A 23,566-nucleotide genomic window follows, 5' to 3' on the forward strand; every position below is an offset into this window, starting at 1 on the left:
CCGATGAAACATATCACCGACCCGATTGATCGCCGCCTGCTGGATGAGTTTCAACGCGATTTTCCTGTCACGGAACGTCCGTTTCAGGTTTTGGGAAATACTCTGGGCCTGGAAGAATCCGAAGTTCTGGATCGTCTGGAACGGATGCGTAAAACCGGACGGATCACGCGGGTTGGAGCTACAATTGCGCCGGGCGCAGTTTCGGCCAGCACCTTGGCAGCCGTCGCCGTTCCGGAGAGCCGTTTAGAAGAGGTGGCTGCGCTGATCGACGCGGAACCCGGCGTTAACCACAACTACCAGCGCGAGGATGAGTGGAACCTGTGGTTTGTGGCCACTGGCCCAGACCGCACGCATGTAAACGAGACGCTGGCACGGATTTCCCGGCGCACCGGATTGCGCGTTCTGGACCTGCGGTTGGTACGCCCGTTCAACGTCGATCTAGGCTTCCGCATGTCCGGCGCGGAGCGCCAAGTGCCCGGCCCGCGCCACGTTGACTGCTCCGTCATGCTGGATGGCGACCGCTCTGTGTTGCAAGCGCTCAGTTCCGGTTTGCCTTTGGTGACCGAACCCTATGCGTTGCTGGCGCACGCGCTGGGATGCAATCCCGCGCAGGTCATGAACCGGATCACAGTTCTGCACGCGGCTGGTATCATTTCCCGGCTGGGCGTCATCGTGCGCCACCGCGCACTTGGCTGGTCCGCCAATGCGATGGTGGTCTGGAACATGCCCGCCGAACGGGTCGAAGCAGCAGGGCCCGCATTGGCCGCCCATCCCGGTGTGACCTTGTGCTACGAGCGCAACCCGGTCGAAGGCGTCTGGCCCTATCGTCTTTATTCCATGATCCACGCACGTTCGCGCACCGAAGCTCTGGACATTCTGGCCGGGGCTTCAGCGCTACCCGAACTGTCGGGAACCAAGCACAAAGTTCTGTTCTCAACCCGTTGTTTCAAACAGACCGGCGCATTGATCCAAGCCAAAGAGGTGGCCGCATGATGCTGGATGACACCGACCGCGCGATCCTGAACCGGATGCAGGATGACTTGCCGCTGACCTCGCACCCCTATGCGGCGATTTCTGATGAGTTGGGGATCGAGGAATCCGACCTTCTGAGTCGGTTGAGCCGCATGAAAGAGGATCGCGTCATAACCCGATTCGGCCCTTTCTTTGACGCGGCCGCAATGGGTGGTGCCTTTTGCCTCTGCGCCATGGCCGTGCCACCGCAGGAATTCGAAACCGTCCTGACCAAAGTCAATGCACATCCAGAGGTGGCGCACAATTATGAGCGCACACACCGGCTGAACATGTGGTTCGTTCTTGCGACCGAGACACCCGAAGGGATCGCAATCGCAGCCGAGGCCATCGAACGGGATACCGGGATCACAGTCCTGCAATTTCCCAAACTTCAGGAATTTTTCATCGGCTTCCGGGTAGCAGCATGATTGACGCAAAAGACCGAGTAATTATCGAAGCGCTGCAAGGCGGTTTGCCTTTGGTTCTTGCTCCCTATAGGCAAGTTGCCGATAATTTGGGGTTGGACGAAGACGATCTTCTGTTCCGCCTGGCTGATATGAAATCGCGTGGCGTGATCCGGCGCATCGCCGCGGCACCCAATCACTACAAACTGGGCATGACATCGAACGGCATGACCGTCTGGGATGTCGAGGATACACGGGTCGCCGATCTGGGCCCACAGATCGGGCTGCTGCCTTTTGTGACCCATTGCTATGAACGTCCCCGCGCCCTGCCCGACTGGCCCTATAACCTGTTCGCCATGGTCCACGGCACCGACGCCACCGAGGTCGAGGAGAAGCGCGCCGAGATTACGGCGATCCTTGGCGATGCCTGCCGGGCGCAGGACATCCTCTATTCCACGCGCATCCTGAAAAAGACCGGGCTGCGCCTGAAACAGAAAGGCTGAGGACCATGTTCCGCCTGACCGAATACATGCATCAACTGGTCGCCCCGACCCCGGTACGCCCGCGCCGCACCGGCCCGGTGAAGCCGGTGGTGATCTGGAACCTGACTCGGCGCTGCAACCTGAAATGCCGCCATTGCTACACCGTCTCGGCGGATGTGGCGTTCCCTGGCGAGCTCAGTCACACTCAAGCCATGGTCACCCTTGAGGACTTGGGCCAGTTTCGCGTCCCGGCCCTAATCCTCTCGGGTGGTGAGCCGCTGGACAGGTTCGATTTCTTCGACATCTCCAAACGCGCCCGCGATCTGGTGCCGATGCTGGCGCTGTCCACCAATGGCACGCGGATTTACGATGAGACAGCCGACATGATCGCCGATGTGGGGTTCAACTATGTGGGCATCTCACTAGATGGGATCGGCGCCACGAATGACTGGTTCCGCGGCGTTGAAGGTGCCTTTGCCGATGCCTTGCGCGGTGTACGCGAATGCAAAAAGCGCGGTATCAAGGTGGGTCTGCGCTTCTGCCTGACCGAGGGCACCCAGCACCACCTGCCCGATCTGCTGCAACTGTGCAACGACGAAGGCGTGGACAAGTTCTATCTGTCCCATCTGGTCTATGCCGGGCGCGGTGACAAGAACCGGGGCGAAGATGCCGAACATCTGCGCACGCGCAAGGGCTTGGACCTGTTGCTGGACCGTGCGTGGGAGGCGGCGTCTGGCGGGCGTCCTCTGGACATCGTCACCGGCAATAACGACGCTGATGCAGGCTATTTCCTGAATTGGGTGCGCGCGCGGTTCGACGCGGACAAGGCCGCCCATGTGCGGGATCATCTGGCGGCCTGGGGCGGAAACTCCAGCGGGTTGGGCGTGGCCAATATCGACAATCTGGGCCGCGTGCATCCGGACACCTATTGGTCCGATTACACGGTCGGAAATGTGAAAACCAAACCGTTTTCCGAGCTGTGGACCAGCAATGATCCGATGCTCGCCATGTTACGCACCCGCCCGCGTCCGCTGAAGGGACGCTGCGGGGCATGCACGTTGAAGGGCGTCTGTGGTGGCAATACTCGTATCCGGGCTTTGCAACTGACCGGCGATCCCTGGGCCGAAGATCCGGCCTGTTACCTGAGCAATCAAGAAATCGGCGTCGAAGATGCGGTAGAGCGGCTGCAAGTGACGCCATTCCGGGGGAAACGTCATGATCCGGCGCATCAATTCTTCTGACACTCTGAAAATCAGCGCGCTGTGCGCCCTGCTACTTGCGGGCACCTCATGGGCTGACGCGCCTTCGGATTACGCGGAATACTGCGCCTCGTGCCATGGCGAGAGCCGCTTGGGCGGCGTTGGCCCGGCGCTGATCCCCGAGACGTTGAAACGGATGCGCGGCCCCCGCGTGGCTGCCGTGATTGCCGAAGGACGCACGGCCACTCAGATGCCTGCCTTTGCCCATGAGCTGGATGCGTTGCAGATCGAAGAATTGGCGGGTTGGTTGAAATCCCCGTTGGAGACGGACCCCGAGTGGGGTGCAGCCGATATCATGGCCAGCCGTACACTGGACGATGACTATGTCCCTGTCGATGCGCCGATCTGGAACAGTGATCCGATGAACATCACGCTGGCGGTTGAGACCGGCGATCACCATGTCAGCGTGCTGGACGGCGACACGTTCGAGGTTCTGGACCGGTTTGAGACGCCGATTGCCGTGCATGGCGGGCCGAAATTCAGCCCCGATGGGCGCTATGTGTTCATCATGTCCCGCGATGGCTGGGTGCAGAAATACGACATCTGGGCGCTGAAACAGGTGGGGCGCGTGCGCGCGGGCCTGAACAGCCGCAACATTGCAATGTCAGGCGATGGCAAATGGGTAGCCGTGGCGAACTATCTGCCCAATTCGTTGACGTTGCTATCGACCGAGAATCTTTCGGTGGCGTCGGTTATCGAAGTGAAAAGCAAAAAGGGTGTGCCCAGCCGAGTCTCGGCCGTGTATCAGGCGCCGCCGCGTGAAAGCTTTGTGCTAGCGCTGAAAGACGTGCCCGAAATCTGGGAGGTCTTCTACGGTGCCAACCCGCCGCAATTCGGGCTGGGCCATGATTTCCGCATCGAGGGCCAGTTCAAAAATCCTGACCCGTTCCCGGTGCGCAAGATCACCACGCCGGATTATCTGGACGATTTCTTTTTCGACCAGAGCTATGAATACGTTATGGGCGCCTCGCGCGATGGCAAGGGCGGACAGGTGATTGATCTGGTAATCGGGCACAAGGTGGCTGATCTGGACCTGCCGGGCATGCCGCATCTGGGATCGGGCATCACATGGCAGCATGGCGACACAACCGTTATAGCCACACCGCATCTTACCGATGGCACAGTGTCAGTGATCGACATGAAAAGCTGGGAGACCGTCAAACGGATCAAGACCGAAGGGCCGGGGTTCTTCATGCGCAGCCATGAGAACTCGCCTTACGTCTGGGCCGATGTGTTCTTTGGCCCTAACAAGGATGTCATGCATGTAATCGACAAGCAGAGCCTTGAGATCGTGAAGACCCTGCGCCCTGCCCCCGGCAAGACCGTGGCGCATGTGGAGTTCACCAAGGATGGCAGCCACGCGCTGGTGTCGATCTGGGAGGATGATGGCGCAGTAATCGTCTATGATGCGCAGACGCTGGAAGAGGTCCGCCGCCTGCCGATGCGCAAACCGTCTGGAAAATACAATGTCTGGAACAAAATCACCTTCTCGGAAGGCACCAGCCACTGACGGGCGCTGGCCGGTCTGGAAACTGTCCATCCTGCTTTACCCGGCCACGGCTTTGACCGTGGCCATCAACCTGTTTTTGGCTGGGTTGATCGCGCATACCCTTGGTTTTGCGGTCATTCCCCCGGTGACAGCGCTGATCTGGTCAGTGCCGTTGGGCGTGCCTGCAAGTTGGCTGGCGGGTCGTTGGCTGCGTGGGCTGATGGATGAGGCCGACGGCTAAGTCGCGAAAACCTTCGCACCTAACAGAAGTCAAGTATCGGTCCGAGAGATTCCCCTAGAACTCTGGAAAAGAATACCGAGTTGGATTCTCTATGCCCGCCTCTAACCCTCTGCACAACCTCCCTGTTCGCGCGTCCCGCGTGGCTTGTGCATGGGCGGGCACCCTTCTTCTGCTGTTGCAATTGCTTGGCCCGGTTCTGGCGAGTCCCGGTCAAAGCATATGGGTGGAGATCTGCTCGGAGGCGGGGGCGGTTTGGGTTCAGGTGGACCTTGAGGAGGAGACCGATGACCCGACCGCGCCCTGCCCGAAATGCGCCGATTGCACCTTGTGTGCCGTCACCACGCTGGCGCAGTTGCCCGATCAGCCTCATCTGGTCCTATCCCAGAAGGCCGGCCTCGCCCTGTACCGGTGCGCCGATCAGAACCAACCCCATGATCAGGCCCGTTTGTGGCCTGAAACCCGAGGGCCCCCGCACGCAAACCTAAAAACAACTGAACGCGCCCCGCGCGCTTCCATGGCGTCTACTCAAAGTATCGGAGGTGCGCCATGGTCGTAAGTCGCGCATTCCAAGCCCTGCTGGCCTTCACCCTGTCCTGCCTGATGGCGATCAGCGCCCATGCCGACAGCCTCGCCAGCTTTCTGCCCGAGATTGAGCCTGCCGATTTGGTGTCCGGTGCCGATGCCTTTGGCCCGGTGCGCGAGGACGTCATGGTTGCCCCCGTTCTGAAAGGAGGCGAGACGGTGGCCTGGGCGTTCCTAACATCCGATTTCGTGGGCACCACCGGATATTCCGGCAAGCCGATCCACGTGGTTGCTGCCATCAATGACGAGGCGGTGTTGACCGGGGTGCAACTGGTCAAACACTCGGAACCGATCGTGCTGATCGGCATTCCCAATGCGCGCATGGTTGAGCTGACCGAAGGCTATGCCGGGCTGGACCTGAAGGTTGAGGCCGAGACGGGCGGTGAGGGGCATGACCTTGATATTATCTCGGGCGCGACCGTCACGATCATGGTGATCGACGACAGCCTTGTGCGTGGTGGCATCAAGGTGGCGCGCGCGTTGGGGTTGGGCGGATTGGCACCGGCGCAAGCCGATGGGCCCAAGCGCGAGGTCGATCTGGCACAGGACGCTATCTATGATTGGACGACACTGTCGGGGGACGGGTCAATCCGGCGGCTAACGCTGGATATAGGGCAGGTCAATGCCGCGTTTGAGGCGACGGGCGATCAGCGCGCGATCAAACGCCCCGAACCCGGTGAACCCGATGACACCTATATCGACATGCATTTGGCACTGGTCTCGGTGCCGTCGATCGGCAAGTCGCTGCTGGGCGAGGCCGAATATCAGAACATGGTCGACTGGCTGGGCGAGGGCGAGCAGGCCATTCTGGTGCTGGGACGTGGGGCCTACAGCTTCAAGGGATCGGGCTATGTCCGGGGCGGGATTTTCGACCGTATTCAGCTGATCCAAGGCGACAATTCGGTGCGGTTCTTTGACAAGCAGCAGCGCCGTCTGGGCGAGGTTGCAGCACCGGATGCGCCCAGCTTCACGGAACTGGACATCTTCAAGATCCCCGCCGAGGCTGAATTCGACCCGGCCGAACCCTTCCGCCTGCAACTGCTGGCGCAGCGGGCTGTTGGCGCGGTCGAAAAGACCTTTCTGACCTTCGATCTGGGCTACAGATTACCCGAACACTATCTGCTGCCCGTTGCGGCCACCGTGGTCGTCGATGACGCCAGCGGTGAGGCTGCGGCAAAGGCTGCGCTGTGGCAGCGCATCTGGAAAGACCGCGTGGTTGAGATCGTGATCCTCGGCGCGATGCTGCTGGTGCTGACGGCGACCTTCTTCTTCCAGTTCCACGCCACCATGAATGCACGCGTGTTCTACTGGTTCCGCATCAGTTTCCTGACCATGACGCTGTTCTTCATCGGTTGGTACGCCAATGCGCAGCTGAGCGTGGTGAACCTTATGGCGCTGGCGGGCAGCCTGCGCACGGGCTTCTCGTGGGATGCCTTCCTGCTGGACCCGCTGGTGTTCATCCAGTGGTTCGCCGTCGCCGCCGCGCTGCTGTTTTGGGGACGCGGGGCCTATTGCGGCTGGCTGTGCCCGTTCGGTGCGCTGCAAGAGCTGACCAACAAGATCGCACGGGCCTTCAAGGTGCCGCAATGGACCTTGCCATGGGGTCTGAACGAACGCCTCTGGCCGCTGAAATACATGATCTTCCTTGTTCTGTTCGGGATCAGCTTTGTCTCGATCCCGCTGGCTGAAACCTATGCCGAGGTTGAACCGTTCAAGACCGCGATCATCCTGAAATTCATGCGAGACTGGCCTTTCGTAGTCTTTGCGCTGGCCTTGCTGGGGATCGGGCTGTTCATCGAACGGTTCTACTGCCGCTATCTCTGCCCCTTGGGCGGAGCACTGGCGATCCCTGCCCGTATCCGCATGTTCGACTGGCTGCGCCGCTACAAGGATTGCGGCACTCCCTGTCAAACCTGCGCCAATGAATGCCCCGTTCAGGCCATCCACCCCACCGGTGAGATTAACCCCAACGAGTGCGTCACCTGCCTGCATTGTCAGGTGCTCTATCAGTCCGAGGACAAATGTCCCGTCGTTATCCGCCAGTTGAAACGGCGGGCCAAGACAGGGTCGGTCCAGATGAAGACCCCACTCGGACAACCACCGGCGAACCATCCGAACGCCAAACCGCAAACCGTTTCCTAAGAGGAGGGACGATCATGTCGGAACATGACAAGAAACTGAACATCACACGCCGCGGGATGCTGGGCGCAACCGCAACCGGTGCCGTGATCGCTGGCACGGGCCTGGGCTCGACCCTGATGACCGCACGCGAAGCCAGCGCTGCCGCCAAGGCCCATCTGGAACCGGGCGAACTGGATGAATATTACGGCTTCTGGTCCTCGGGCCAGACCGGTGAGCTGCGTATTTTGGGTGTGCCCTCGATGCGCGAGCTTATGCGGGTGCCGGTGTTCAACCGCTGCTCGGCCACCGGCTGGGGCCAGACCAATGAATCGCTGAAGGTTCTGACCGAAGGTCTGCTGCCGGAAACCAAGGACTTCCTCGCCGCAAACGGCAAGGTCACCTATGACAATGGCGACCTGCACCACCCGCATATGTCCTTCACCGATGGCACCTATGACGGCCGCTATCTGTTCATGAACGACAAGGCCAATACCCGCGTGGCCCGTGTGCGCTGTGACGTGATGAAATGCGACAAGATCATCGAGATCCCGAACGCGCATGACATCCACGGTCTGCGTCCGCAGAAATACCCGCGCACCGGCTATGTCTTTGCCAATGGCGAACATGAGGCACCGCTGGTAAATGACGGCCAGATTCTCGACGATCCGTCCAAATACGTGAACATCTTTACCGCCATCGACGGCGACACGATGGAGATCGCATGGCAGGTGATGGTGTCGGGCAACCTCGACAACACCGACTGCGACTATCAGGGTAAATACGCCTTCTCGACGTCCTATAACTCGGAAATGGGCATGAATCTGGCCGAGATGACCGAGAATGAGCTGGACCACGTGGTCGTGTTCAACCTCAAAGGCATCGAAGACGCAATTGCTGCGGGGAACTATCAGGAGCTGAACGGCGTCAAGGTCGTAGACGGCCGTAAAGAGGCTGGCGGCAACCTGACCCGCTACATCCCGATCCCGAACTCGCCACACGGTGTGAATGCCGCGCCCGACAAGAAACACATCATGATCAACGGCAAGCTGTCTCCGACCGTGTCGGTGATCGATGTCGAAAAAGTCGACGCGCTGTTTGCCGACAACGCTGATCCGCGCTCGGCCATCGTCGCGGAACCGCAACTGGGTCTTGGCCCGCTTCACACCGCGTTCGACGGCAAGGGCAACGCCTATACCACCCTGTTCCTGGACAGCCAGGTGGTGAAGTGGGACATCGCCAAAGCGATCGAAGCCTATGGTGGCGCGGACGTCGATCCGATCCTCGACAAGGTGGACGTGCAGTATCAGCCGGGTCACAACTCGACCTCGATGGGTGAGACTGCTGAGGCTGACGGCAAATGGCTGATTTCGATGAACAAGTTCTCGAAAGACCGCTTCCTGAACGTGGGACCGCTGAAGCCTGAGAATGAGCAGCTGATCGACATCTCGGGCGACAAGATGAAGGTAGTCCATGACGGGCCTACATTTGCCGAACCGCATGACTCGATCCTAGTGCACCGGTCCAAAGTGAACCCGGTCAATGTCTGGGATCGCAACGACCCGATGTGGGAAGATGCGCGCAAACAGGCCGAGGCTGATGGCGTCGATCTGGACTATGGCGCGGAAGAGCCAATCCGGGATGGCAACAAGGTGCGGGTCTATATGACCTCGGTCGCACCTGTCTTCAGCATGGAGAAGTTCACCGTCAAACAGGGCGACGAAGTCACTGTTTACGTCACCAACCTGGATGACGTGGATGATGTGACCCACGGCTTCTGCCTGTCGAACTTCGGTATCGCGATGGAGGTTGCACCGCAGGCCACCGCCTCGGTCACATTCATTGCCGACCGTCCGGGCGTGCACTGGTTCTATTGCCAGTGGTTCTGCCACGCGCTGCACATGGAAATGCGCGGCCGGATGTTTGTTGAGCCGCGGAGCGCATAATCATGCGTTGGTCCCTGCTCATACCGCTCCTGCTCGGCTCGCCCCTTTGGGCGGCGGACTGGGATGTGCCCAACCGGGCGGGGGCCATCAACGAAATACTGGCACAGGCGGCGGATGGGGACACCCTCCGCCTGAGCCCCGGTGTTTACTCTGAGAAGCTGGTTCTGGACCGGCCCGTCACAATCGACGGGCTGGGGCAGGCCACGATTGACGGACAGGGTGAGGGCAGCGTCATCACCGTCACGGGGCCCGGCGTGACCTTGCGAGGGCTGACGGTGATCGGATCAGGCGACAGCCATGATTGGATCGACAGCGGCATCCAACTGACCAAAACGGCCACCGCACCGTTGATCGAGGACAATGTGCTGCTGGGCAATCTTTACGGCATCGACATCCACGGAGCCAAGGACAGCATCGTGCGCCGCAACCGGATCGAGGGGCGGCAGGACCGCCACATGAACGCGCGCGGCAACGGGGTCTATGTCTGGAACGCGCCGGGTGCCGTTGTCGCCGACAATGACATTCAGTTTGGCCGCGATGGGATTTTCGTGAATTCTTCGAAGAAGAATTTGTTCACCGGCAACCTGTTCCGCGATCTGCGTTTTGCCGTGCATTACATGTATGCTGACAATTCCGAGGTCAGCAACAATGTCTCGATCGGTAATGATCTTGGCTATGCCGTGATGTTCACCTCGAATGTCAAAGTCACTGACAATGTGTCGATTGATGACCGCGAGCATGGCGTGATGCTGAACTACGCCAACAAAAGCGTCATCACCGGCAATGTTGTGAAAGGTGCGAAAGAGAAATGCACCTTCCTGTATAATTCGAACAAGAACGAATTCACTGACAACTGGTTTGAAGGCTGCGGCATCGGCATCCACTTTACCGCAGGCAGTGAACGCAACCGGATCGTCGGCAACGCCTTTGTCGGCAACCGGACGCAGGTGAAATACGTCTCGACCAAATGGGTCGAGTGGTCAGAAGACGGGCGCGGAAACTATTGGTCCGATTTCGCCGCCTATGATGTGGATGGCAACGGCGTGGCCGATGCCCCTTATCGCCCCAACGATTCAATGGACCATGTGCTGTGGACCCAACCCGCAGCCAAATTGCTGCTCGGCTCACCTGCCGTGCAGCTGGTACGCTGGTCGCAATCGGCCTTCCCGGCGCTGTTGCCGGGCGGTGTGATGGACAGCAACCCCTTGATGCAAGCCCCTGAACCCCCAGCTATGAAAAAGGTGCCTCATGACGGATAAGGCCCTGACGATTGACCAAGTCTGCAAAGACCGTGGCAAGACCCGCGTTCTTGACGATATCACCCTGTCTCTTGCCCCCGGTCAGCGCGTTGCGCTGCTGGGCCATAACGGTGCGGGCAAGTCGACGCTGATCAAATCCATCCTTGGCCTGACGCCGATCCATGGCGGAGCCATTCGGATCGGAGACGTCGCCCCCGGTACGGCGCAGGCGCGGCGAGAGACAGCCTACTTGCCCGAGGCGGTATCCTTCCACCCGGCCTTGACGGGCCGCGAACAACTGACACTGTTTGCGCAACTTTCGGGTGCGCAAGCAGATGTGCCCGGCCTGTTGGAGCGGGTCGGCCTCAGCGATGCGCTGGACCGCCGGATCGGAGCCTATTCAAAAGGAATGCGGCAACGTCTGGGTCTGGCGCAGGTGCTGCTGGGTCAGCCCAAAGTGGCGTTGCTGGACGAACCGACCAGCGGGCTGGACCCGATCTCGCGGCAGGACCTCTATGCCATTATTGACGAGCTTGCCGCGCAGGGCACTGCCGTCCTGATCGCGTCTCACGCCTTGACCGAGGTCGAGGCCCGCACCGATCGCATTGCCATCATGCGCAAGGGTCGGATGGTTGCCGATGACACGCTGACCAACCTGTCGGCGTTGGCCGGTCTGCCGATCCGCCTGAAGTTGCGCGCCAGTGCCAACCCTGAAGCGCTGGCTGCCGAACTGGGTGGCAACCGGATCAACGGGGCTTCGGTCGAACTGCTCTGCTCTCCTGAAGACAAAATGGAGGCCCTGCGCCGCATCGCCGGATTGGGCGACGCGGTGGCGGATGTTGAGATGACCCCGCCCAAGCTGGAAGACCTCTATCGCCACTACGCACAGGAGGGATCGCAATGACCCGCTTCCTTGCCATCACCCGCACCGAAATGCTGATCCTGCGCCGCAACCGCTGGCTGCTGGTCGCGACGTTGATCATGGTGCTGTTCGCGCTGGCGCTGACCTTTGCGGGCAGCGCTCCAACCGGCACGCTGGGGGTCGAAATGCTCACCGTCTCGGTCGCCTCGATGACCACACTGTCGGTCTATCTTGCGCCCTTGCTGGCGCTGATGATTTCTTTCGACGCCATCGCAGGCGACGTGGACCGGGGCAGCCTTTCCCTATTGTTGTCCTATCCTGCAGGGCGCGGGGAAATCCTGTTGGGCAAGTTCACCGCCCATCTGGCCGCGCTGGCCTTCGCCATGACCGTCGGCTTTGGCACGGCAGGCGCAGTGGCCGCCTTCTTTGGAGGCGCGGGGGCCGAAAGCCTGATAGCTCTGACGCGACTGATCCTCACATCCATCCTGCTGGGCGCCGTCTTTCTGGCGCTGGGATACCTGCTGTCTGCCCTGGCAAAGGGGGCTACGGCGGCAGCGGGTCTGTCGGCCGGGCTATGGCTGGTTTTTGTTGTCCTCTATGATCTGGGCCTGTTGGGGGCCGTCGTCATGGACAAGGGCGGCAGCTTCACCCAATCCGTCTTTCCGTGGGTGATGGTGGCCAACCCGGCCGACGCATTCCGTCTGTGGAACATTGCCGCGACCGAGGGTGTCGCCATGGCCTCCGGCATGACCGGGGCCGCGCAGGCCCTGCCCTTCTGGGCCGCCCCCGCCTCACTTCTGATCTGGCCGGTGCTTGCCTTCGCGCTCGCGCGACTGGCCTTCCGGAGGGTCGAACCATGAAGCGCCTATGCCTGATTGCCCTCATTGCCCTGACCGCCTGCAAAGAAGAGGTCGCCGAGGCCCCCGACCCGGTGGATCTAACCCCCGATGCGCTGAGTTTCTTCTGCCAGATGAACATCGCCGAACATGGCGGACCCAAGGGGCAAATCCATCTGGAAGGCTACCCTACGCCGCTCTTCTTTGCGCAGGTCCGCGACATGGTGGCTTATCTCAAAAGCCCCGAACGTGACGCCGCCATCACCGCCGTATATGTCAGCGACATGAGCGTCGCACCCAGTTGGCGACAACCCGGCATTTCCAACTGGATCGCCGCCGCCGACTCCACCTTTGTAGTCGGCGCCAACGTCGCGGGGGGAATGGGCGCGCGCGAAGTTGTGCCTTTTGGCGATGCCAGCGCGGCGCAGGCCTTTATCGACACTTATGGCGGCGCCGCCCTGACCCTGTCCGATATCCCCGATGCCGATGTGTTGGGCCCCGTCGATCTGAACCTTGCGCTGGAGACCCCGTCATGACCGCCCTGACCCGCCGCCGGTTTCTGGCTATTTCCGCAGCCTGCGCCTGTACTCCGGTTGCCGCTGCTGCGTCTGCGCGATGGCACGGCTCAGCATTGGGCGCAAAGGCCAGCCTACGCGTGGAAGGACTAACCAACACTGAAGCAGCACCCATTTTCGATGCCGTCACGGCCGAGCTGACCAGGCTTGAGAATATTTTCAGCCTGTATCGCCCTCACTCTGAGCTGAGCCGACTGAATACTGATGGACACCTGATAGCACCGTCACCCGAACTGTTGAAAGTTCTAAGCTTGTGTTCCGCGTTGCATGACGCCTCGGACGGCGCGTTCGACCCAACGATACAACCTCTCTGGATGGCGTTCGCCAAAGGAGCGGAACTCTCTGAACTGAATCGCGCGCAGCGCGGGATTGGATGGCACAAAGTGTTAGTAAACACTAATGCAATCCGCCTGCCAGATCCGGGATTTTCAGGATTGACCCTGAACGGAATTGCCCAGGGCGAAATCACTGATCGTATCGCAAGTCTGCTAAACGGGTTCGGCCTGCGCAATATTTTGGTTGATATGGGCGAGATATCAGCCCGAGGCACCCGTAGCGATGGAAGCGACTGGCAAGTCGGCCTGGCAGGTCCCAAGCATATCGTAAGGGGGCGGCTTTCGTTACGTGACCGTGCTGTCGCAACCTCGGCACCGGCAATGATGAAGCTGGCTGCGGGACATCACCACATTCTTGACCCAAAAAACCGAATGGCACCGCAGAGTACTGTGTCCGTTTCTGCCGCAAATGCCGCCTTGGCAGATGGGTTGTCGACTGCGCTATGCGTGACACCAGATAGGAAGGTCAGGTCAGTCTTGTCCCACTTCCCGGACGCCAAACTTGAGATGCTCGTCCCCTAGGCTCAGGACCCATTGATTTTCGTTTTGCTGCCAACCATGGCGAAGAAAAGACGGTCAAAACCATCCTCTCAGCAATCGCGCTCGCCGCTTTGGTGATCTATCGGCCATGAGGCCTGAGCCTAAGCAGCAACTTGGGACTACGGCTGCGCTCGGTCTTGTCAGCGCATTTTTCACCGGATTCCGTTTTCGGTAAGACACTGTTCTATGGGGCCGGTAAGAGCCAGGTGTCGTGAGCGTCTTGCCGGAACGAGTCTCAGCACAATCAAATGAGCGCCCGAGACCTTATCCGCGGAACTTTGCTGCCGTAACCCTAGCAATCATCTCTTTCGGGCGGCTCAACGCCGATTACAATTGTCAACGCAGTGGAAACGCATCCGGAGTGATCTGCCCTGTCTCCGCTACTGTCCAACCGCGTGTTTTTAGTGAGTCCGTCGCTAAACCGGACATCTCGTCCGAAACAAAAAGCACGATGGGACCTTCGGTCGCCTCAGTAAGATTGGCAGAGAATGCATCCAGCGTTTCGGTCCAGCTCAGGTAGTCTACTGGAGCCATGACCACGGAGTTGCTACTACCTCCAACGCCAATGATTGTGCCTTGTACGCGCAACTGGGACAGTGATTCTTTGGTCACGTGATACGTCCTGAACATGTCCAAGGTCTGCACCAGGAAACGCGCCTGACCTTCCGAGCCCACACTCAGGATCAACGGAAGGACATCCGCCCGGCCTTGCACCCCCTCAAGCGATTTCAATGAATCCGCCACCACAGCTTGCATGCTGAGCGTATAGTAGCTGTGCCGCAAAAAGCGGTCGACTTGATCACGCGGCACGCCGACGGACAAAAGCGTTTCCTCAACCTGCACGCGCAGATCACCGGGGGCGGTATCCCAAACCCAGTCACTGAGCCGCGAGGATGACGACAGGACCAACCCGCCCGGAACCAAACTGGTCAAGACATTGACGCCAAGCCCCCCCGCGAAGGCCGCCCAAGTAACCTCATCCAGCCGCGTGGCGAGGAGTTGATTGGTAGTATAGGGATCGACACCCAATTCCTTGGCCAGACGGCGGCGCTGTTTGTCAAACCCAAGGATATTTACAGCAACATCTCCGCTGGCGCGCGCGACATTCTCAGTAAAGCTGCCCTGCGGACCGGCTTGTGAATCTGCCGAGCCTCCGGGAAGGTTAGAGGTGGTCTCGGGATCAACGCCGGGCAAGTTGCCCTCTCGGACATCGCCCAGTTTTTGCAGCCCCGTCTTGGCCGACCGTCCGGTACGTTTGAGAAACCGCCCGACACCTTCGGGCACACCTTTCAGAGTTTCCTTCGGCTGCTTCGCAAATTGGCGCAGGTTTTCAAACGTCTCTCCGGCTGTGTCTTCGGCAGCGTCGATGAATTGCTGGTCATTCTGGATGTGGTCCAGCGCAGCAAGAGCTCGGATTTCGGCCAACCGCGCCTGCAACATACCCGGACCAGAGGCCGAGAATTGCCCGAACTGCGTCTCGATGCGGTAGGTCGCCATGTACCCATCCGTCGGGACCTGTTCGTCGATGCGATAAATCTCGGTCGCAAGCGGAACGTCCTGAACGCTTTCCTGCGCAGACAGTATGGGCTGTGCTTCATACTCGGCACTGAACGCAACTGTTGGCACAAACAGCAACACAATAGGAAATGCCTTAACAAAATTCATTCGTTCCATCCCTTTTCCGCGCATCCCGGCCAAATTGCACAAACACGGAACACGGGGACGCTGCAGATCTTCAATCATCCCGACAGCAAGCACCGAGATGTCTTTCTTGTCCAGTCCGGGGCTCCATACTGCGACGGGGGCTATGGCGACGGCGTAGATGTGGAAGCCCATCTTGCGCTAAAGCTGCGATCCAATAGGCAAAATGGCCAAAAACCCGGCCTTGATATGATCAAAGAAACTACCGGTGGGTTCATGTCGGTTCAGCAAGATCGCACCATCCTCGCGGTAGGACCTCCAGGTGACGCGTTTTTCCTCGTCATATTGGACCGAATAGGTGTTTTGCTTCAAAGCTTCGTCAAGCGCAGCAACCGCGCGTCGCGTCAGGTCCGGCGAGTCCACAAGCACGCCCATTTCTGTGTTTATGTTGACCGACCGCGGGTCCCAGTTGAACGAGCCCACGAACAGGTATCGCTCATCGATGGTAAATGCCTTGGTGTGCAAACCCGCGCGCGACTGGCCCCAATTCACCCCCCGCTGATTGACCCGGTCCGAGTCAGGGCGCAGTTCGAACAGTTCCACGCCCCCGTCCAATAGAGCGCGGCGTTCCCTTGCATAATGCGCATAAACCGGCGCCACATCGTTTGACGCCAGCGAATTGGTGACAACACGCACCTTAACCCCGCGATCCTCGAGTTCGCTCAGCCATTTAACCCCTCGCTTACGGGGCACAAAATAGGCTGAGATGACGTCGACCGAGCTTTCAGCCTTTTGGAAATAGGGTACCAACTTCGAGGCCAGAATGGGCTGATCATTGTCGACACCGGCTGCCTTGGACGGCGGGTCGGAATACAGTTTGGCCGGAACCCAGTCTAGCCTGAGCGTCTTGAGGGTAAAAGTCTCTTGCGCGGTCTTCTTGACCGCTGCCGCATACGGTGTTTTCAGGGCTTCATCGACCAGCGCATTCAGACGCACGCGGGCATCTGCCAGACCCAGAGTCTCGGGTTCGCCAATCACCGCACGGGCAGGAACAGCAAATTCGCTGTTCCAGTATTCGTCGAAATTGTCGGACACCTCGTTCACCACAGGCCCGGCGACGAAGATATCCAGATCTGCATAGTTAAACTCTTCCTTGGCCAGGAAGTACTCATCCCCCACATTTCGACCACCAACGATGGAAATAGTGTTGTCGACGGTTATGGACTTGTTATGCATGCGCCGGTTGATGCGTTTGAAATCGGTCAAACCTGCAACCAACAGGCTTTGGTCACGCCAGAAAGGATTGAACAGCCGGATCTCGATATTTTCATGAGAATCCAGTGCGGCAGTCATCGCGTCGTAACCCGATGTATCCATGTCATCCAGCAGCAGCCTGACCCGTACACCGCGATCCGCCGCGTTCAGCAGGCTCAGCGCAAACAATTGCCCGGTCAGATCGTTGTGCAGCAGATAGTATTGCGCATCTATTGTCACATCCGCCTGCGATGCCAGAACCAGACGCGCGGCCAGTGCCTCTTCGCCGTTGCTGATCAGCTTGACACCCGACCGTCCGTCACGTGGATCACCCAGTTTGCGCACCGCTGTCGTCAACCTGCTATTGGAAGGGCTCTCGACCGCCCGCGATGGGACTTGAACAAAATCCCTAGGCCCAGCCGAACAGGCCGCCAGAGCGATCAATCCCAACAAAGGCCAAAGCAGTTTTCTCGGCATCTTCCTTCTTCCTTTAGCCTTAGTCGTTTGCCCGGATCGGTTGGGTTCGACGTCTCATTTACCGACTTACCTTAGCACCTTAGTATCCTGTACCGAGCTTTTTCGCATCGACCGCAAAGTACAGTTGGGAATCTCGCCAAAATCGCTTTCACTTTGCAGGGCGATGGCGGCGTTGGTTCTTAACCGAATCCAACGCCGCAAACGCTCTGATGCCTTCTGGAAATGCGATACGACCGGATGCTGGAATCGACGCGCAGGATCAGTTCACAGGCTGCCATTCCTCAGTCGGATCAAACCCGGTTATGCCTGCCGCCTTTTCCAGCGTGTCCTCGCCCAGAACAGCCTCGAACACGACACCGTTTTCCGAAACCATGAAACTGTGCACGCCGGTCTCTCCGAATTCTGCTGGAACGGCCAAAAGGGCATGACCCGCAACCATGTGGCCATTGACGATGTAGTCCATCGCTCCGCCGGGCGCCGCATCGGTTTGCTCTGTCAGGATACGGAAATAGTAACCTGAAAAGGGCTCGGGCGCGAAGTCGGTTTCGCCGTCACTGAAGCCAAAAGCCGAAGCACGCGCGAAAAGCTCACCCAACAGCGTGTCTTCGGATGCCCAGAACAGCCCATCCCGCTGATCGGCAGAAGTCGAAATGATCTGGCTTGCGAATTCCCTGACCCCGTCTCCGTCTTGATCCTGCGACCGGAAATCGGCCTGTATTTCGACATAGGCCTCCATCAATTCGATCACGTCCAGCTCGTTGCGGCCGATTTCGCGCAGACGCACTTCTTCCCGGCCTGCGTCGTTGTCGAAAGACCATGATGTGTCTGTTTTTGCGATGGGCACCGGGAACAGCCAGCCTTCCTCACCCAGCGCGATCAGGACCGAGCCATCGTCTTGCGGCACAAGCCGATAGCCTTCTTTGTAGAGGGACAACAGTGCCAGTTTGTTGATCTTGTCCTCGACCGGGTTTCCATCGGAAAGATAGTCCGCAGCCTCTGGCCCGAAGACAGCCAGAGCAGCACCCGCCTCAGGGCTTTTCAGCGCTGCGACCATCGCCTCAAGCGCCTCTTGCGGAGAGGTATATGCGGCAGGTTCAGCCCAGGCCGGACCAGTGAGAAATGCGGTGATTGCAGTTGCTTTGATCAAAGTATTGGTCATGCTCTTATCTCCTCCGCTGGGCTTTTTGGTGGCTGGCTTTGCCCCGTTGCGAAGCCGTGCGTGCTTTTTGCCCGCTGGATTTCTTGTGGGTCGCCTTCGGCTTGCTGACCGCTTTGGGCTTAGTGGCCTTGGTGACATGGGACTTGGTCCCGGATGGCTTCTTAACCGCTGGCTTTTGGGCTGGTTTCTTCACTGCCTTATTCGGCGTGGCCCGATTGACCTTGGGCGTGCCCCCATCCTTCATGGTTTTTCGAACTGCTTCCGTTTTGGCCTGCGATCCGGGCCGGGAGATATCTGGCGCACCGGATTTTTGGGAGAGTTTGCTTCGCAAGGCATCCGCGCTGCTGTCACCTTTGTCTATCGGCAGCTTGGTCTTACCCCCTGGATCCTTTTTGGAGGCAATCTTGTCTCGCGCCTGATCTTTCTTTCGATCATCCGGTTTCCAGCCATCGTCAGGACGATTGATGTTACCGTTCCCGATATTGATGTCATTGCCGATATTCACATTGCCGTCGATATCCAGATCAATATTCGGGCTTCGATAGATCGGGCCCCCTCCCCAACCCCCGCAATTTCGACAACCCCAGTAGTCATTCCAGTCGTCGTCATCGTCAAAAATGGCGTCGATTAGTGCGAATGTCCCAAACGCGATAGCTCCGGTGACAATAGCGTCGCCAACAAGGTTGCTGTTGCTGTCGGTATAAACGACCTGAGGGTCATATTGCGGCACATAAACAACTTCGGGATCCGCAGGTTGGATGATGACGGTTTCGTCTTCCGTGACCTCGACAAGCTGTTCTTCACCCGATACGAGCGCACCGTTGTTGATCGCCTGAGTCCGCATGGTCTGAACGGCGACCATCACCTCGTCACTTTGGGCAAGCATGGCGTCGCCCATGGTTTCGGTCCATTCGATATGGGTAGCCATATCCTCGATCACTTCGGGGAAGGCGACGGCCAGAACCTCGACACTTTCGTCCCATTCTTCGGCTTCGACGGCAGCTTGAATGACTTCGGGTTCCTCGCCGTCCATGCTGGCCAGCAACCGGTCGCTTTTGACAACTTCCATCGGGCTGGTCGCCGCAACCAGTATCTGAATCAAAAGCGTGTCCGGAAACAAAGCAATCGGCGCGACGAGATTTTCCAGCTCGGCCTGGGTAAGCAGATCGGTGTCTGATATAGGTTCCGCGACACCCTCCTGTTCGGACTGCGCCCCCACTAACGTCGGTGTGAAAACCAGAAACGCGGATACAATCCAACGAACGATATCAGCCATATCTCCCCCCCCTTTTTATCAGCAAATGTCCGAGGCCCAATTCGCCGCGGACACACGGGAAAACTCATCCCGTTATTCGAATGCTTAAATTTATCTCATGTTGTCGCGGGAGGGGCTTCTATGTAAAGGGCCTTTGGCTCAAATGTCGGAACACCTGTTTGAAGAAGAGCATGGGTACTGCTGGTTTGCCGCTGGTACCTTCGACATTGGGACCCATGCATGATCACGGGCGAAGCCGGCGAGATCTCGCTGTTTTTTGCAAACCGATCAAGCGACGTTCGTAGCCCGTACGATTTTTCGAACAGCGTTCGCTGCGTCAGGCCGGTCTCACGTCCACACCCTTAGAGCAACTCAATTCGGCGCGCTCTCTTGGGGCAAATAGCGATCCAACAGGGCGTCAACCAGACCCGAAAGAAGCCGGTCACCTTCTGGCTGATCAACGCGCAGAATATCTTCCAAAATGATGAACTGCTCCATTCCTGTCGTCATCGCCAACCGCTTTTTCAAATCCTCGAAGTCTGAGGGATCCATTCGGCCACGAACAGGTTCAAGCGCTTCGCCAAATGCAGCCACGCGTCGGGCCCCCCGTATGTTTCTGCGCGCGTCCTCCAAAGCTGCCTTCAGTGACTCTGCCAGGAACTGCCGGAAATAGGCTTCGTGATCACGTGAGAAATCCAAGTAATATTGCGCAACCTTTTGCACACGACTTCGTACGTCAGCGAGATCTTCCAATAGGCGCGAAGTCGGCAAAACCTCGAAATCCAACGTCGCATCAAGCGCCAAAACTCCGGGGTCCGAAAAATACCTGTACACGGTCGCACGGCTGGTTTTCGCACGATCCGCAACTTTCGCAAGAGTAACCTCTGTACCCTCGGCCATGATGTCGCGCGCCGCTTCCAGCAACGCCTCTCGGGTCCGGTTTTTCTGATTGGTTCGTGGGGCCAATATTCAAGTTCCTAAATGTTACACTTGTCTTATAAAGAGATGTATGTATCATAAACTCACTTTGATTTTAGTAAAGGGAATCTTCAACGTGGAACAGACTCGCCCGCGCATTTATCTCCTTTTCGGCAATCTCTTGACCTTTCACGCGTTCCCTGCGGAGACCGGGGACAAATACGCAATCGTCGAAATCAAGACTGCGCCCGGAGCAGGCGCGCCTCCAAACCATCATGCCGGAGAGGAAGAGAGCTTCTTTGTTTTAGAAGGCGAGTTCGAATTTATGGTCGATGGGCAGACGCTTGGCGTTCGCGCAGGTGATTTTGTGAAAGTACCCGATGGAGCGGTTCACGCGTTCACATGTAAGGGGCCCCAAGCAGGTCGTTTGCTGTGCATCAACGCGCCCGGCGCAATGCATGACACATTCTTCACCGAAGCGGGTGAAGCAATGCCGGACGGCACGACAGAAATTCCTGAACCCGACGGCCCGCCAGACATCCCAGCAATCGTAGCTTTGGCAGATAGAATCGGCATGACAATCCTCGCGCCGGATCATGCTCCGACCTGAAGCGGGTCCTTTGTTCACGCGAGATGGGAGTACGAAAAATGAAATGCATAGGTTTGTTTTTGACCCCAATCCTTCTGCCGCTGGTCGCGATGGCTGAGCCGAGTATCGAACGCGGTGAGTACCTTGTACGAGGGCCAGCTGCATGCGGAAATTGTCATACACCGCAGGGCCCCAACGGCCCGGACATGTCCAATGAGTTCGGCGGAATGTTGGTCGAAAAGAACGAGATGATGGAGGCCTGGGCCGTCAATATAACGCCAGGTAGCCGGATCGCAGACTGGAGCGACGCAGACCTGGTGCGCGCAATTCGGGAAGGCATCCGCCCGGACGGTTCTGTCATCGGACCGCCCATGCCCATCGGGCTTTACCGCAGCCTTAGCGACGATGACGTTATGTCCATGGTAATGTTCCTGCGCACCGTCCCCGCGAGCAAGAATGAAACGCCTTTTTCAACCTACAACTTCCCCCTTCCGCCCAGCTATGGGCCGCCTGTGGGCCCGGTGACGGCCCCGCCCGCTGGACCAAGCGTCGAGTACGGAGAATACCTCGCCGGGCCAGTTGCACATTGTATCGAATGCCACACTACCTTTGGGCCACAAGGACCAATGTTCGACACACATCTTGGCGCCGGAGGTTTTGCCTTTCACGGTCCGTGGGGGGTCTCCATTGCACCAAACATCACATCGCACGAGGATGGGTTAGCCCAATATAGCGATGATGAGTTAAAGATGATGATCGCTTCGGGTGTACGGCCCGATGGCAGCCGAATGCGACCCCCAATGGGGTATGCGCATTATGCCCAGATGTCTTCAGATGATCTTCAGGCAATTGTCCTGTACCTTCGGACAATCCCGGCTCTACCGGACCCATGACCGGTCTGACGCCGCCAGGGTTTTGTTGGGGTTCGCAGGGAATTTTGTAACGCGCGCGTTGCTGAAACAGAGCACAACAAATAGGCCAAACAGTTTTCACTATTCGGCGTTCTATTGCTTCGCTTGGCGGCCATGAATGCCATGGCCACCGACCCTAGAGCGGTGCCAAGGGCGGATCGTCAAGACCATGGGAGACGGAATTCTGGTCGAATTCGCGTCTCCGGTCGCCGCGCTACGCGCCGGCCTGCAAATACAGGACAGTATGCACGCGCGGGAAGTAGGCGAACCAAAAGATCACCGTCTGCGGTTTAGTGTCGGGATAAATCTCGGTGACGTCGTAGTAGATGGCGATGACGTATTGGGCGACGCTGTGAACATAGCCGCTCGGTTGGAGAGTTTGTCGCCCGTTGGCGGCATCTGTATCTCGCGCCAAGTACGTGATCAGGTGAATGGACGCATAGACGCTGAATTCACGTCACTCGGGCTGCAAACTGTAAAGAACATTCCAAATCCGTTGGAAGTCTAGAGCGTAGACGTTGTAGGTGACGACGCCATTCCAGTGGCTCAGACCGGCCGCGACGTGACGAGTGTCGCCGGGTTGCCGTTTGAGATTGACACCGACGACTCGGATCAATTGTTTCTTGCGTCCGCATTGGTGGAAGATGTCACCGCTGCACTAGGACGTTTTCGACGGGGTGGAAACCGCTTGCGGGTCTCGGCGCGTTTGAACGGCGCAAAAGACGAAGAACAGGTTTGAGCCAACCACTGGGATGGGCCGGCAGACGATTTGTTCGCCATTCTCGATCAACTCACCGGGGCCATCGTCATGGGCGTCGAGCCCGAGATTGGCGCGCATGCGCGTATGCTTTCCCGCTGCGCACCGACCCACAGCCTTTCAGCCTAGGAGCTTTGTCAGCGCGATTTTACCATTTTGCACTCGCCACCCCCGAAGCGATGACAGAGTCACAACCTGTTTTCGAAGCGGCCATCAAGGCAGATCCGGGCTATGCCCTGCCGCAGGCACTGTTGGCGCGCCAAAAATTTTTACTGCTGAGACTGGGCGTTGCGAAAGACCCTGTCGCCACGATTGCCCATGAAGAAAAAGCCCGACGCCTATACTCGTACGATCCTGTGGTTTGGGCATTTCTGACCACGCAGGCAGCGGGGCTGGTTTGCCGGGGTGTTGAAAGCGACTTGGAGGCGGCAGAAGAAAGATCGCGCGAAGCGATACTTGCAAACACCAAAGTCTGGCATCCCGCAGCCATAGCTGCGCTTTCAGCGACGCGGCGCGGGGATCATGACACGGCGCAAAAGCTGGTTCAGCGGGCGAAAGAGACATTGCCAGTGTTCAGCGCATCCATGATTAGGCAGTCTCTCGGCAAAGGCGCGCAGACCGAGCACTGGTCAAGCATTGCGGCAATGGTCGAGGACATGCGTCTTCCTTGATCAACGCTCACCACTT

24 protein-coding genes are annotated in these 23,566 nt (G+C 58.5%); 18 read left to right on the plus strand and 6 right to left on the minus strand.

Annotation, left to right across the window (positions count from 1 at the left end):
• The first annotated feature begins 3 nt into the window (after window positions 1–3).
• From ahbB (ACR0DB_RS11035) to ACR0DB_RS11100, 14 genes are all read left to right on the plus strand, one after another.
• Entirely contained in the window at window positions 4–993 is a 990-nt protein-coding gene (gene ahbB, locus ACR0DB_RS11035; RefSeq protein WP_480550827.1) for a siroheme decarboxylase subunit beta, read from the plus strand.
• The gene (locus ACR0DB_RS11040) at window positions 990–1,439 is read left to right on the plus strand and encodes an Lrp/AsnC family transcriptional regulator (protein ID WP_480550829.1); all 450 of its coding nucleotides are present in this window, start codon (window positions 990–992) and stop codon (window positions 1,437–1,439) included. The genes ahbB (ACR0DB_RS11035) and ACR0DB_RS11040 overlap by 4 nt, the downstream gene beginning before the upstream one ends.
• Window positions 1,436–1,918: a siroheme decarboxylase subunit beta gene (ahbB, locus tag ACR0DB_RS11045; protein ID WP_480550831.1), complete on the plus strand. Its 483-nt coding sequence runs from the start codon at window positions 1,436–1,438 to the stop codon at window positions 1,916–1,918. Before ACR0DB_RS11040 ends, ahbB (ACR0DB_RS11045) begins: the two co-directional genes overlap by 4 nt.
• Window positions 1,919–1,923: 5 nt before the next feature.
• Window positions 1,924–3,138 (plus strand): heme d1 biosynthesis radical SAM protein NirJ, encoded by a 1,215-nt coding sequence (gene nirJ / locus ACR0DB_RS11050; RefSeq protein ID WP_480550833.1) that lies wholly within the window; start codon window positions 1,924–1,926, stop codon window positions 3,136–3,138.
• The gene (locus tag ACR0DB_RS11055; RefSeq protein ID WP_480550835.1) at window positions 3,113–4,666 is read left to right on the plus strand and encodes a cytochrome D1 domain-containing protein; all 1,554 of its coding nucleotides are present in this window, start codon (window positions 3,113–3,115) and stop codon (window positions 4,664–4,666) included. The genes nirJ and ACR0DB_RS11055 overlap by 26 nt, the downstream gene beginning before the upstream one ends.
• Window positions 4,623–4,886, plus strand: coding sequence for a hypothetical protein (locus tag ACR0DB_RS11060; protein ID WP_170783276.1), 264 nt, complete (start codon window positions 4,623–4,625; stop codon window positions 4,884–4,886). The genes ACR0DB_RS11055 and ACR0DB_RS11060 overlap by 44 nt, the downstream gene beginning before the upstream one ends.
• Before the next feature lie 91 nt (window positions 4,887–4,977).
• Complete coding sequence (locus ACR0DB_RS11065) at window positions 4,978–5,442, plus strand: DUF2946 family protein (RefSeq protein WP_480550837.1); 465 nt, start codon at window positions 4,978–4,980, stop codon at window positions 5,440–5,442.
• A complete protein-coding gene (locus ACR0DB_RS11070) occupies window positions 5,433–7,610 on the plus strand; it encodes a 4Fe-4S binding protein (protein ID WP_480550839.1) in 2,178 nt (725 codons plus the stop codon). The genes ACR0DB_RS11065 and ACR0DB_RS11070 overlap by 10 nt, the downstream gene beginning before the upstream one ends.
• Before the next feature lie 14 nt (window positions 7,611–7,624).
• Window positions 7,625–9,532: a TAT-dependent nitrous-oxide reductase gene (gene nosZ / locus ACR0DB_RS11075; RefSeq protein WP_170771865.1), complete on the plus strand. Its 1,908-nt coding sequence runs from the start codon at window positions 7,625–7,627 to the stop codon at window positions 9,530–9,532.
• Window positions 9,533–9,534: 2 nt separating this feature from the next.
• Window positions 9,535–10,791 (plus strand): nitrous oxide reductase family maturation protein NosD, encoded by a 1,257-nt coding sequence (locus tag ACR0DB_RS11080; protein WP_480550841.1) that lies wholly within the window; start codon window positions 9,535–9,537, stop codon window positions 10,789–10,791.
• Entirely contained in the window at window positions 10,781–11,674 is an 894-nt protein-coding gene (locus ACR0DB_RS11085; protein WP_480550843.1) for an ABC transporter ATP-binding protein, read from the plus strand. The genes ACR0DB_RS11080 and ACR0DB_RS11085 overlap by 11 nt, the downstream gene beginning before the upstream one ends.
• Entirely contained in the window at window positions 11,671–12,492 is an 822-nt protein-coding gene (locus ACR0DB_RS11090; RefSeq protein ID WP_480550845.1) for an ABC transporter permease, read from the plus strand. Before ACR0DB_RS11085 ends, ACR0DB_RS11090 begins: the two co-directional genes overlap by 4 nt.
• Entirely contained in the window at window positions 12,489–13,004 is a 516-nt protein-coding gene (locus tag ACR0DB_RS11095; RefSeq protein WP_480550847.1) for a nitrous oxide reductase accessory protein NosL, read from the plus strand. The genes ACR0DB_RS11090 and ACR0DB_RS11095 overlap by 4 nt, the downstream gene beginning before the upstream one ends.
• Entirely contained in the window at window positions 13,001–13,900 is a 900-nt protein-coding gene (locus ACR0DB_RS11100; protein WP_480550849.1) for an FAD:protein FMN transferase, read from the plus strand. Before ACR0DB_RS11095 ends, ACR0DB_RS11100 begins: the two co-directional genes overlap by 4 nt.
• A gap of 354 nt (window positions 13,901–14,254) precedes the next feature.
• Here the strand turns inward: ACR0DB_RS11100 and ACR0DB_RS11105 are convergent, their stop codons facing one another.
• The 5 genes from ACR0DB_RS11105 to ACR0DB_RS11125 form a co-directional block, all read right to left on the minus strand.
• Window positions 14,255–15,583 (minus strand): hypothetical protein, encoded by a 1,329-nt coding sequence (locus tag ACR0DB_RS11105; RefSeq protein WP_480550851.1) that lies wholly within the window; start codon window positions 15,581–15,583, stop codon window positions 14,255–14,257.
• A gap of 177 nt (window positions 15,584–15,760) precedes the next feature.
• On the minus strand, window positions 15,761–17,290 hold the full coding sequence (locus ACR0DB_RS11110) for a phospholipase D family protein (protein WP_170783268.1): 1,530 nt from the start codon (window positions 17,288–17,290) through the stop codon (window positions 15,761–15,763).
• Between the two features lie 259 nt (window positions 17,291–17,549).
• Entirely contained in the window at window positions 17,550–18,449 is a 900-nt protein-coding gene (locus tag ACR0DB_RS11115; RefSeq protein ID WP_170771849.1) for a DUF2950 family protein, read from the minus strand.
• Between the two features lie 4 nt (window positions 18,450–18,453).
• Window positions 18,454–19,725, minus strand: coding sequence for a DUF3300 domain-containing protein (locus ACR0DB_RS11120; RefSeq protein WP_480550853.1), 1,272 nt, complete (start codon window positions 19,723–19,725; stop codon window positions 18,454–18,456).
• A gap of 351 nt (window positions 19,726–20,076) precedes the next feature.
• The gene (locus ACR0DB_RS11125) at window positions 20,077–20,670 is read right to left on the minus strand and encodes a TetR/AcrR family transcriptional regulator (RefSeq protein WP_480503918.1); all 594 of its coding nucleotides are present in this window, start codon (window positions 20,668–20,670) and stop codon (window positions 20,077–20,079) included.
• Between the two features lie 88 nt (window positions 20,671–20,758).
• Between ACR0DB_RS11125 and ACR0DB_RS11130 the strand changes: the two genes are divergently transcribed.
• The 3 genes from ACR0DB_RS11130 to ACR0DB_RS11140 all read left to right on the plus strand — a co-directional run bounded on the left by ACR0DB_RS11130 (window position 20,759) and on the right by ACR0DB_RS11140 (window position 22,630).
• Window positions 20,759–21,232, plus strand: a complete 474-nt coding sequence (locus ACR0DB_RS11130; RefSeq protein ID WP_480550855.1) for a cupin domain-containing protein — start codon at window positions 20,759–20,761, stop codon at window positions 21,230–21,232.
• A 59-nt stretch (window positions 21,233–21,291) separates the two neighbouring features.
• Window positions 21,292–22,104 carry a c-type cytochrome gene (locus ACR0DB_RS11135; protein ID WP_480550857.1) on the plus strand — a complete coding sequence of 271 codons (813 nt, stop codon included), beginning with the start codon at window positions 21,292–21,294 and terminating at the stop codon, window positions 22,102–22,104.
• A 136-nt stretch (window positions 22,105–22,240) separates the two neighbouring features.
• A complete protein-coding gene (locus tag ACR0DB_RS11140) occupies window positions 22,241–22,630 on the plus strand; it encodes an adenylate/guanylate cyclase domain-containing protein (RefSeq protein WP_170783263.1) in 390 nt (129 codons plus the stop codon).
• Between the two features lie 150 nt (window positions 22,631–22,780).
• Here the strand turns inward: ACR0DB_RS11140 and ACR0DB_RS11145 are convergent, their stop codons facing one another.
• On the minus strand, window positions 22,781–22,960 hold the full coding sequence (locus ACR0DB_RS11145; RefSeq protein WP_170789323.1) for a hypothetical protein: 180 nt from the start codon (window positions 22,958–22,960) through the stop codon (window positions 22,781–22,783).
• 98 nt (window positions 22,961–23,058) lie between these two features.
• On the opposite strand from ACR0DB_RS11145, the gene ACR0DB_RS11150 reads away from it, so the two are divergent.
• Window positions 23,059–23,550 carry a hypothetical protein gene (locus ACR0DB_RS11150; protein ID WP_480550859.1) on the plus strand — a complete coding sequence of 164 codons (492 nt, stop codon included), beginning with the start codon at window positions 23,059–23,061 and terminating at the stop codon, window positions 23,548–23,550.
• Window positions 23,551–23,566: the final 16 nt, after the last annotated feature.

The sequence above is a fragment of the Ruegeria sp. AB6 genome, assembly GCF_056542685.1.